The sequence below is a fragment of the Alkalihalophilus marmarensis DSM 21297 genome, from assembly GCF_000474275.2.
GTDB lineage: Bacteria > Bacillota > Bacilli > Bacillales > Bacillaceae_D > Alkalihalophilus > Alkalihalophilus marmarensis.
Genome location: NZ_ATAE01000034.1, coordinates 73,245 through 83,479 on the forward strand (window position 1 = coordinate 73,245; position 10,235 = coordinate 83,479).

14 protein-coding genes and 1 tRNA gene are annotated in these 10,235 nt (G+C 40.1%); 14 read left to right on the forward strand and 1 reads right to left on the reverse strand.

Annotation, left to right across the window (positions count from 1 at the left end; genetic code table 11):
- Positions 1-20: 20 nt before the first annotated feature.
- From A33I_RS12595 to A33I_RS12650, 12 genes are all read left to right on the forward strand, one after another.
- On the forward strand, positions 21-1,031 hold the full coding sequence (locus A33I_RS12595) for a LolA family protein (RefSeq protein WP_022628759.1): 1,011 nt from the start codon (positions 21-23) through the stop codon (positions 1,029-1,031).
- Between the two features lie 201 nt (positions 1,032-1,232).
- Positions 1,233-1,517, forward strand: a complete 285-nt coding sequence (locus A33I_RS12600; protein ID WP_031311629.1) for a CopG family ribbon-helix-helix protein — start codon at positions 1,233-1,235, stop codon at positions 1,515-1,517.
- A 3-nt stretch (positions 1,518-1,520) separates the two neighbouring features.
- Entirely contained in the window at positions 1,521-1,871 is a 351-nt protein-coding gene (locus A33I_RS12605) for a type II toxin-antitoxin system PemK/MazF family toxin (protein WP_012957256.1), read from the forward strand.
- Positions 1,872-2,115: 244 nt separating this feature from the next.
- Entirely contained in the window at positions 2,116-2,934 is an 819-nt protein-coding gene (locus A33I_RS12610; protein WP_022628761.1) for an RsbT co-antagonist protein RsbRA, read from the forward strand.
- 16 nt (positions 2,935-2,950) lie between these two features.
- On the forward strand, positions 2,951-3,307 hold the full coding sequence (locus A33I_RS12615; protein ID WP_012957258.1) for an STAS domain-containing protein: 357 nt from the start codon (positions 2,951-2,953) through the stop codon (positions 3,305-3,307).
- 2 nt (positions 3,308-3,309) lie between these two features.
- A complete protein-coding gene (locus A33I_RS12620) occupies positions 3,310-3,723 on the forward strand; it encodes an anti-sigma regulatory factor (protein ID WP_012957259.1) in 414 nt (137 codons plus the stop codon).
- Between the two features lie 12 nt (positions 3,724-3,735).
- On the forward strand, positions 3,736-4,749 hold the full coding sequence (locus A33I_RS12625; RefSeq protein ID WP_022628762.1) for a PP2C family protein-serine/threonine phosphatase: 1,014 nt from the start codon (positions 3,736-3,738) through the stop codon (positions 4,747-4,749).
- A 61-nt stretch (positions 4,750-4,810) separates the two neighbouring features.
- On the forward strand, positions 4,811-5,143 hold the full coding sequence (locus tag A33I_RS12630; protein WP_012957261.1) for an STAS domain-containing protein: 333 nt from the start codon (positions 4,811-4,813) through the stop codon (positions 5,141-5,143).
- Entirely contained in the window at positions 5,140-5,628 is a 489-nt protein-coding gene (rsbW, locus tag A33I_RS12635) for an anti-sigma B factor RsbW (protein WP_022628763.1), read from the forward strand. Before A33I_RS12630 ends, rsbW begins: the two co-directional genes overlap by 4 nt.
- Positions 5,588-6,373, forward strand: a complete 786-nt coding sequence (gene sigB, locus A33I_RS12640) for an RNA polymerase sigma factor SigB (protein ID WP_012957263.1) — start codon at positions 5,588-5,590, stop codon at positions 6,371-6,373. The genes rsbW and sigB overlap by 41 nt, the downstream gene beginning before the upstream one ends.
- Position 6,374: 1 nt before the next feature.
- Complete coding sequence (locus tag A33I_RS12645) at positions 6,375-6,974, forward strand: SpoIIE family protein phosphatase (protein WP_022628764.1); 600 nt, start codon at positions 6,375-6,377, stop codon at positions 6,972-6,974.
- 141 nt (positions 6,975-7,115) lie between these two features.
- Entirely contained in the window at positions 7,116-9,296 is a 2,181-nt protein-coding gene (locus tag A33I_RS12650; RefSeq protein WP_022628765.1) for a Tex family protein, read from the forward strand.
- Between the two features lie 38 nt (positions 9,297-9,334).
- Here A33I_RS12650 and cmpA read toward each other — a convergent pair whose 3' ends face one another.
- Entirely contained in the window at positions 9,335-9,463 is a 129-nt protein-coding gene (gene cmpA / locus A33I_RS20280) for a cortex morphogenetic protein CmpA (RefSeq protein WP_012957266.1), read from the reverse strand.
- Between the two features lie 93 nt (positions 9,464-9,556).
- On the opposite strand from cmpA, the gene A33I_RS12655 reads away from it, so the two are divergent.
- Complete coding sequence (locus tag A33I_RS12655; protein WP_022628766.1) at positions 9,557-10,009, forward strand: SprT family protein; 453 nt, start codon at positions 9,557-9,559, stop codon at positions 10,007-10,009.
- A gap of 151 nt (positions 10,010-10,160) precedes the next feature.
- Positions 10,161-10,235, forward strand: a tRNA-Asn gene (locus A33I_RS12660).

The following is a 10,235-nucleotide window of genomic DNA, read 5'->3' on the forward strand; positions in this document are numbered from 1 at the left end:
TGAGACAAAGGGGTGAAGGTATGAAAAGAGTAAGCTGGTTTATCGCACTTATTGTGATGGTGACGTTTGTTCTTGCAGCGTGCGGTGAAAAAACGCAAGATGATATTCTAGAAGACCTTGAAAGTAAAATGTCCGATATTAGTGGTTATAAGGCAGCTGCTACGATGACATTACAAACAGGGAATGAGCCGCAAACATATGAGGTGGAAGTTTGGCATCAAGAAAAAGATTACTATCGTGTAGCACTTAAAAATGCTGCCAAAGACCAAAGCCAGATTATCCTCCGCAACGATGACGGGGTATTCGTGTTAACTCCGGCACTTAATAAGAGCTTCCGTTTCCAAAGTGATTGGCCGATCAACAGCAGCCAAGTGTACTTATACGGCTCACTGATTCAAGATGTGTTAATGGATCCTGAAAGAACCTTTACGGCGACGGAGGATGCGTATGTGTTCCAAACGAATACAAACTATCAAAATAAGAACTTAAGCACACAAGAAATTACATTTAATAAGAAAGACTTAGCTCCACTGCAAGTGAAAGTAATGAATCCTGATCTTGAAGTTCTTGTTCAATTAGATTTCACAAGCTTTGAAGAGAATGCAAGCTTCAATGAAGGTGATTTCGATATGGAGCGTAATATGACGGGGGCACAAATGAATGAGCAGCCAACGATGGCTGAACTTGAAGCAGAGATGGCAGTACATTATCCAATGTACACTCCGGACGGTACATCACTAGATTCTTCGCAAACAGTGGAAACTGACCGCGGTGAAAGTGTTGTACTGCAATATACAGGAGAAGCTCCATTCACGCTTATTCAAGAGAAAAGCAAAGTGGTGCCTGCGACCACTCCGATGAATGTAAGTGACGGCGAGCCGGTAGATTTAGGCTTTACGATTGGCGTTATGACTGAAGAGTCCTTAATGTGGTCGTATAACGGTGTAGATTTCTACCTTGCTTCTTCTACTCTAGGAACAGAAGAAATGGTTTCAATTGCAAGATCTGTTTACGGTACACAAGAAAAATAACGATCCAGGGAGGCTCACATATAATGTTGGGCCTTCTTTTTATGGAGATTAAATAGTATTTGTAAAACCTCTTTGCATTTTACAGAAGTCAATGCTATCATTAAATGTGGATAAAAGAAGTTCGTTTTTTGCCAAGTGATTAGGCATGAAAGCGTTATGAAAACATATAATATTTAGGTCGTTGGTTGATGCTGGGGGTGGATGTTCGTGTCAGAACAGAGAACGAAACGCATTGTAGTGAATTTGCCACAACATTTGTTAAACGAGGTGGACGGTGTGATTCAACAAGAGAATGTAAATTACAGTGAGTTTTTATCGCAAGCAACGAAGCTATATCTTCGTGACCGAAAGAAGCGTCAAATTCGTGAAACGATGCAGCAAGGCTATATGGAAATGGCTAAAATCAACCTTAACCTTGCATCTGAAGCCTTTCTTGCCGAGGAGGAAGCAGAGAACACCCTTGATCGCTTAGTAAGTGGGGTGTAGCGGTTGATTGTAAAAAGAGGTGACGTTTATTTTGCCGACCTTTCACCTGTTGTTGGGTCTGAGCAGGGTGGGGTAAGACCTGTTTTAATCATCCAAAATGATATTGGGAATCGTTTTAGTCCTACTGTCATTGTGGCTGCAATCACGGCACAAATTCAAAAGGCAAAATTGCCGACTCATGTTGAAATCAATGCAAAAAGATACGGATTTGATCGTGATTCGGTCATTTTGCTAGAACAAGTAAGAACAATTGATAAACAGCGCCTGACCGATAAAATCACCCATCTTGATGATGATATGATGACGAGGGTTAATGATGCTTTGTTTATTAGTTTGGGATTAATTGACTTTTGAATGAGGGAAAACTCCGCTTTTAGCGGGGTTTTTTCTATTATGTTACATCAAATCATGCCTTTAACGGTTTGTTATTGATCAAAAGCAGTAAAATAAGGTTTAATTAATATGAGGAACTTTTCTGAAGTGGGATTTCTTACATGAACTTCTAAAACCTTTAATCTGAAAATCTTTGCAACATCAAGCAAGTCGTGAAATAATAACTGTAACAAACTGTAACCACTTTGAACTGGAGGAAAGTAAGATGCAACCTTATATAGTATCCTTTATATTCGAGAATCGAGAAGTGTTAACGAAAAGATGGGAAGAGCAGCTCCAAGAAGTTCGTAAGGAGAATTATTTAAACTCTATATCTGATACGGTCTATGAAAATACAAATCAAGAGTTTATGAATTTTATCTTTGAGTCGGTAGATCGAAACCAAATGCAAGCGAATGAACGGCTGACAAATTTTACAGATCGATTTATTCAGACGGGTTGGCCGCTAGCTTACTTCACTCGAGGCCTACAGGCGTTCCGTCGCGCTGTCTTAGCGACACTTTCTGAAACAGAACATAATGTCGATCAGCTTTTAACTCTTTTTAATGAAGTGGAAGATTGGATTGACGGCATTATTAATCAATTGGTAACAGATTATACAGGTTCTTGGGAAGATATTTTCGAAATGCAAAAATTGTCTCTTCTTGAACTTTCGGCACCTTTAATTCCAGTTTTTGAGGGGATTACGGTAATGCCGCTTATTGGAACAATCGATACAGCAAGAGCGAAACTAATTATGGAAAATCTGTTGGACGGCGTTATTAAAAACCGCTCACAAGTGGTGTTAATTGACATTACGGGTGTTCCTGTTGTGGATACAATGGTTGCTCACCACATTATACAAGCTTCAGAGGCAGTTCGTCTTGTAGGAGCAACATGTATTTTAGTTGGTATTCGTCCTGAAATCGCTCAAACGATTGTCAACCTTGGAATTGACTTAGGTAAATTCCCTACAAAGAGCACTTTGCGTAAAGGGATGGAAACGGCTTTAGAAATGACGGATAAAAAAATAGAAGAAATATAAGTTGGAGGAGTTAAAAATGAGGATCCCAATCTTAAAACTTCATCAATACTTGCTTATCAGTATCCAAGTAGAGTTAGATGATCAAACAGCACTGCGTTTTCAAGAGGACCTATTAAATAAAATTCACAAAGAAGGGTCGATAGGAGTTGTTATTGATCTGACATCTGTAGATATGATCGATTCATTTATCGCTAAAGTGTTAGGTGATGTCGTCGATATGTCTAATTTAATGGGTGCTCGCGTTGTGTTAACAGGAATACAGCCTGCGGTCGCAATTACATTAATTGATATGGGTATTAAACTGGATGATGTTCCTACAGCTCTTGACCTTGAGCAAGGTTTGGACAAATTGCAGCAGGAACTGGAGGGATGATCATGGAAACCCAATCCTGTGTAGAAGTAAAAAATGAATGGGGGATTGTTGCTGCTAGACAAGCAGGTCGTACCCTCTCAAAGGAAATCGGGTTTGGGAGTGTCGATCAAGCGCGGATAACAACAGCCATTTCAGAACTAGCGCGTAATATTTATTTATATGCGCAGCGTGGAGAAATATGTTTAGAACTAATTGAGGCACCGTCGAAAACGGGAATGGTTAAAGGAATACAAGTGATTGCTAAAGACCAAGGTCCCGGAATTTCAGACATTAGACAAGTGATGGTAGATGGATTTACCACCTCTAGCGGTATGGGAGCAGGACTTCCTGGAGTGAAGCGTTTAATGGATGAATTTTCTATTGATTCCGAGGTAGGGGAAGGGACGGTCATCACAACGACGAAGTGGCTTCGTTAAAGGAGGGCCAGCGTGAATAATACTGTTCAAAAGCTAGAAGAATCATACAAACATATATTGCAGACATTCCTTCATGATAAAAGTGAACAAGGGTTATATGAAGCACAGCAATTTAGTAAAATTTTACTTGAGCATCAAATATCACCTGAGGAATTGGTCAGTATTCACCGCTCTATTTTAGAAGAGTTGTTTCCGAATGTATCAAGTGAGGTGCAGGATTCTTTTGAGTTACTCTTAGAAGTTATGATGGGCTATGGACTTGCCTATCGTGAACATCAAAGTTTACGTGATCGTCAAAAAGAACTTGAATCAGAGATCGATGTAGCTGCTAATATGCAGCAAACATTGCTGCCTAAAGAAATTCCGTCTGACGATGTGTTAGATATCGGTGTAGTGAGTGTACCGGCTACAAAAATGAGCGGAGACTACTATCATTTTGTTCGAGATGAGCACGGTAATGTAGGGGTAGCCATAGCAGATATTATTGGGAAAGGTGTTCCTGCTGCTTTGTGTATGTCTATGATTAAATACGCCATGGACAGCTTGCCTGAACAAAGACTTAGGCCAGGCGCGCTGCTTGAGAACTTGAACAGGGTCGTCGAGCAGAACGTTGATGATAGTATGTTTATTACGATGATGTACGGGGCATATGATACAGGGACGCATGAATTCCATTATTCTGGAGCGGGGCATGAACCTGGATTTTATTATTCATCTTCTGAGGATCGTTTCGAAGAATTGTATGCAAAAGGCTTAGTTTTAGGAGTCTCACGCCATACAAAATTCCGTGAGTATCATAAAAAGGTTGAACAAGATGATTTTATTGTCTTTTTATCAGATGGTGTAACGGAATGCCGAGTAGATGATGATTTTATTGAACGAGAAGAAATAGTGAAGTTAATAAGATCCTACATGCATTTAAGTGCTCAAGAAATTGTCGACAGCGTCTATAAGGAACTTGTGAAATTACAAGATTTTACCTTGAGAGATGACTTTACATTAATGATTTTGCGTCGAAAAGTTTAAAAATGATTGTTTTGTGGTATTTATAAACTATTGTAGATGGGATACCAGGAGGAGATTATAGATGAACTTAGATATTCGTCATGAACAGTCAGAGGGCGCAGAGCTTGTATATGTAACAGGAGAAATTGATGCCTATACCGCGCCGAAGCTTCGCAGCACACTAACACCGCTTGCTGAGCAAGGATCAAATAAGATTATCGTCGATTTAACAAACGTTCAATATATAGATAGTACAGGCTTGGGGATTTTTGTAGGAATTCTAAAATTAACAGACTCGAAGGACAGTTCGTTAGTGTTAACGGGGTTGTCTGAACGGGTACACCGCCTGTTTACGATTACTGGATTAGATGAGGTTATCCAGATCGAACCGATTAAAGGGGAGGAAGCGAAATGAACCAACAGCAAGTAGATCACATCGAGATGAGTGTTCCGGCTAAGCCTGAATTTGTTGGTGTCGTGCGTTTGACGGTTTCTGGAATTGCCAATCGCCTTGGATTTACGTACGACGATATTGAAGATATTAAGATTGCAGTTGCAGAAGCATGTACGAACGTAGTAAACCATGCGTATGAAGATGAAGGGTTGATTTCCGCTTCTTTTGTGCTGCACGAAGACCGTATGGAAATTGTCATAGCGGACCGCGGACAAAGTTTTGATATCAATGGTTTACGTGAGCGTTTAGGTCCAGTTGACTCGACTAAGCCGGTCGGTGATTTGAAAGAAGGGGGGCTTGGCCTCTTCCTCATCAACACTTTAATGGACAAAGTGGAAATCAATGATGAATCAGGGGTTATCTTAATGATGACAAAGTTCATTCGCGGAGATGAGGTGGAGAAAAATGTCGACGGAGTCCCTTCCACACAAACAGAACAAAGATGAGGTATATGAATGGATTCGCCTTTATCAGGAAACAGGCGAAGAAGAGGTTCAAGTAAAGCTGGTTAAGCATTATGAGGCTCTTGTCCGTTCATTAGCTCGAAAGTTTTCTAAAGGACGGGAATACGACGAAGATCTATACCAAGTTGGAATGGTAGGTCTGCTCGCTGCCCTAACTCGATTTGACAGCGAGTTTGGACGTAGTTTTGAATCTTTTGCCGTGCCAACTATTGTCGGTGAAATTAAACGATTCATACGTGATAAAACGTGGAGTGTGCATGTTCCAAGACGTATTAAAGAGTTAGGCCCTAAAATCAAAAAGGCTGTAGAATCCTTGACGGTTGAACTTAACCGCTCTCCACTTGTTCATGAAATAGCTGCGTATCTAGAGGTTTCTGAAGAGGAAGTTCTAGAGACAATGGAGATGAGCAAAAGTTATCAAGCATTATCTGTTGACCGTTCGCTTGAGGCTGACCAAGAAGGTGGAGAAGTTACATTGCTTGACCTTGTCGGCAATGAAGACAGCGGGTTTGAGAAAACTGATCAAAAGATGCTGCTTCAAAAAGCATTCCAAGTGCTTAATGAACGTGAAAAACAAATTCTCATGCTAACCTACTATGACAATTTGAGTCAAAAAGAAACAGGAGAAAAACTCGGTATTTCTCAAATGCATGTATCACGTCTTCAACGTAGGGCGTTACAAAAATTACGAGATTCAATTAAAGTCGAGCCTTCGGAGATTTTATAATATGATTTCTCTTTATGAAAACAAACACATTGAGGTAGCTGCAGTTCAACAGCCTAAACCGGGAAATGTTCACTGTGGTGATGCTCATGTCGTAGTTGAAGAAGAGGATTTTACATTATGCGCGGTGGTTGATGGTTTAGGCAGCGGTGAGGGAGCTTCTGAATCTGCTGATGCAGCTATTGAAGTCATCAAAGAAAATCGTTTTTTAGAAGTTGATGAAATTGTCACTCGTTGTAATCAAGCAATGGTTAACAAACGCGGTGCAGTTCTAACATTAGTAAAAGTTGATTTTCAAAAAGAAGAGGTTATTTATTGTAACTTCGGCAACATCGGGTTTGTTATGTATGAACCAGACGGCACTACGCTTCAGCCTATACCCATTAGGGGTTATTTATCGGGAAGGCAAGTTATGATTAAAAGTAAACGTTTTTCCTATAAGAAAGGCAGTATTTTTATGCTTTATTCTGACGGGGTAAAGATCCCTTTCTCTAAGAAAAATCTACTTGCGATTGGCTCTCTAAAGGAAGAATTTAAACATTTAATAACACTAGATCGCTTTGCTGTTGATGATGTGACGTTACTAGTAGGAAAGCTTAATTAATAAACCTCCTTAGCTAATAAGGGGGTTTATTTTTGTTTTGTAGAGCTAGCAGGATATTCACGAAAGATAGGGAAGTTAGTTACGTGAAGCGGCATATGGTATGATTAGGGTTACAGGCTACTAGTAAAGGAGCTCGATGAGATGAATGATTTTCATAATAAGTTAATTCAAGAAATAGAAAAAGAACTGTCAGTAAATGAAAAGTACATAAGAAATTTAATTGATCTAGTTGAAGAGGGAAATACAGTGCCTTTTATTGCGCGCTACAGAAAAGAATTGACTGGATCATTAGATGAAGTTCAAATCCGTACAATCGTTGAGAAGTGGGAGTATGCAAATCAGCTTCAGCAGCGAAAAGACGAGGTTAAACGCTTAATCGGTGAACAGGATAAGTTGACAGATGAGCTCGCTTTGAAAATTGATCAGGCTATGAAGTTACAAGAAATAGAGGATCTATATAGACCTTATAAGCAAAAAAGGCGTACAAGAGCTACAACCGCAAAAGAAAAAGGGTTGCAGCCATTAGCGGAATGGTTAATTACGTATCCGAAACAAACTGATATTGGCAAAGAAGCACTTCAATATATTGATGAAGAAAAAGGTGTGACTACGATTGAAGAGGCGCTCGGTGGTGCTCAAGATATCATTGCTGAATGGGTGTCTGATGATGCGGATTTAAGAAAGTTCATTCGCGAACGTTCGTTTAAAGATGGTCAAATTAAAACGGTTGTTAAAGACAAGGAACTTGATGAAAAAGGTACATATGAAATGTATTACGAATACTCAGAAGCAGTCCGCTCCATCGTACCTCATAGAATTCTTGCTATGAACCGCGGAGAAAAAGACGGGGTTTTAAAAGCGGGAATTGAGTTTCAGGCAGAGAAGATGATAGGGGAGATCGAGAAGCGTTATATGGCTCGCGCGGGAGACTCACCAGCTGCTAAATATGTTAAGCTGGCTATTCAAGATGGATATAAACGTTTAATAGAACCATCAATTGAACGAGAAATAAGAAGCGAACTGACTGCAAAAGCTGAAGAACAAGCAATTCATATCTTTTCAGAGAACTTGAGAAACCTCCTTTTACAGCCGCCTATTAAAGATAAGGTTGTGCTTGGAGTGGATCCTGCTTACCGTACAGGGTGCAAGTTAGCTGTGGTGGACGGGACTGGGAAGGTGCTCGATATAGGAGTTGTTTATCCAACGCCACCTAGAAATGAAGTTGAAAAAGCAGCAGCGAAAGTAAAACAATTAGTTAAAGAACATAAGGTAGAAATGATTGCTATTGGGAACGGCACAGCTTCGAGAGAGACGGAGCAGTTTATTGCTGACCTTATCAACGATTTACCAGGAGAATTGTATTATTTGATTGTTAATGAAGCTGGAGCGAGTGTATATTCTGCTTCTGAGCTAGGTCGTGAGGAATTTCCAGAATTCCAAGTTGAAGAAAGAAGTGCTGTTTCTATTGCAAGAAGGCTCCAAGATCCATTAGCTGAACTCGTAAAAATTGATCCGAAGTCCGTTGGTGTGGGTCAATATCAACATGATGTTGCGCAAAAAAGATTATCTGAATCATTAACTTTTGTGGTAGAGACAGTAGTTAACCAAGTTGGTGTAAATGTGAATACCGCCTCCGTTTCATTATTGCAGTATGTTGCTGGACTGTCGAAGTCGGTTGCTATAAATATTGTGAAACGCAGAGAGGAAGAAGGGCGGTTTACTAGTCGGGCACAATTAAAGAAAGTACCTAGACTAGGTGCGAAAACGTATGAACAGTGTATCGGCTTCTTACGCATTCAAGGAGGGAAGAATCCGCTTGATGCTACAGGGATTCATCCAGAGACCTATAAGGAAACCGAAGCACTCCTTGATAAGGTCGGTGCGTCACGAAAAGATGTAGGTACAAAAGAGCTGAGCGAAAAACTGTCTGGATTGAATGAACGGCAAATAGCAGAGGAGCTTGGACTTGGTATTCCGACTGTTAAAGATATCATCGCAACACTTATCAGACCGACTCGAGATCCGCGTGATGAAGTAGCAAAACCTTTGTTAAAGCAGGGGGTTCTTCAATTAGAAGACTTAACTCGCGGGATGGAACTTCAAGGGACTGTGAGAAATGTAGTCGATTTTGGAGCGTTTGTTGATGTAGGGGTAAAGCAAGATGGGTTAGTTCACATTTCTAAACTAACTAAAAGGTTCGTGAAGCATCCTCTTGAAGTAGTGGCTGTTGGAGAAATTGTAACGGTATGGGTTGAGGATGTCGATATAAAAAAAGGCAGGGTTGCTCTCACAATGCTAGAGCCGGCTGCGCAAACCGTATAAATAAAGAAAGGACCATGCGAAAATGCATGGCCCTTTCTTTAACCTAAATGCTTATTCATTTGTTCTTTACGTTGATAGTAAAACCAGCATTGATTAAGGATCTTTATTTGATGGCGGTTCTGCTCTTTGAAAGCCTTTTGTAGTTGAGTGCGTAACCAGGTAGGCATTTCTCCCAACTCCTTATTAGTTGTGGTAGTATATTTAGTATATGTAGGAGAGTTTGTCAGTGTTGATTGTATTTTGTATGGAGGCGGGTGACATTGAATCAGAGTGAACTGCAAAAGATGGTTGAAGAGATCTCTCTAACGAGTTTTAAAAAACCATTTGTACACGAAGCGACGTTTAATTCAAGACTACGTACGACTGGCGGCAGGTACTTGTTACGGTCGCATAATCTTGAATTTAATCCTAAACAGTACCAACTGTACGGAGAAGAAGAATTAATAAAGATTATTAAACATGAGTTGTGTCATTATCACCTTCATATAGAGGGAAGAGGCTATAAACATAGAGATGCTGACTTTAAAGAGCTGTTGACGCATGTAGGTGGAGCTAGGTATTGTAGAGAAATACCAGGAGCTAAGAGACAAACGAAGGTTCTACATGAGTATGAGTGTCAAGATTGTTATCTTTTATATAGACGGAAGAGAAGGATCGATACGTCTAAATATGTGTGTGGAAAATGCAGAGGCAAATTGAGAAAAAAATTATAAAAAAGTGTTGCCTATATTAAATGAGCTGTGCTATATTATAGAAGTCGCTGAACGAGACAAGCAAATCGAAAAGCGATTCCAAAAAAAGTGTTGACATCAAAAAACACTTTCGATATAATGTTTAAAGTCAGCAACACAAACACCACAATATTCCACAGTAGCTCAGTGGTAGAGCAATCGGCTGTTAACCGATCGGTCGTAGGTTCGAGTCCTACCTGTGGAGCCA

Coding starts and splice junctions, on each gene's coding strand:
- A33I_RS12595 (WP_022628759.1), top strand. CDS start 21: ATGAAAAGAGTAAGCTGGTTTATCGCACTTATTGTGATGGTGACGTTT.
- A33I_RS12600 (WP_031311629.1), top strand. CDS start 1,233: ATGTTCGTGTCAGAACAGAGAACGAAACGCATTGTAGTGAATTTGCCA.
- A33I_RS12610 (WP_022628761.1), top strand. CDS start 2,116: ATGCAACCTTATATAGTATCCTTTATATTCGAGAATCGAGAAGTGTTA.
- A33I_RS12615 (WP_012957258.1), top strand. CDS start 2,951: ATGAGGATCCCAATCTTAAAACTTCATCAATACTTGCTTATCAGTATC.
- A33I_RS12620 (WP_012957259.1), top strand. CDS start 3,310: ATGGAAACCCAATCCTGTGTAGAAGTAAAAAATGAATGGGGGATTGTT.
- A33I_RS12630 (WP_012957261.1), top strand. CDS start 4,811: ATGAACTTAGATATTCGTCATGAACAGTCAGAGGGCGCAGAGCTTGTA.
- rsbW (WP_022628763.1), top strand. CDS start 5,140: ATGAACCAACAGCAAGTAGATCACATCGAGATGAGTGTTCCGGCTAAG.
- sigB (WP_012957263.1), top strand. CDS start 5,588: ATGTCGACGGAGTCCCTTCCACACAAACAGAACAAAGATGAGGTATAT.
- A33I_RS12645 (WP_022628764.1), top strand. CDS start 6,375: ATGATTTCTCTTTATGAAAACAAACACATTGAGGTAGCTGCAGTTCAA.
- A33I_RS12650 (WP_022628765.1), top strand. CDS start 7,116: ATGAATGATTTTCATAATAAGTTAATTCAAGAAATAGAAAAAGAACTG.
- cmpA (WP_012957266.1), bottom strand. CDS start 9,463: ATGCCTACCTGGTTACGCACTCAACTACAAAAGGCTTTCAAAGAGCAG.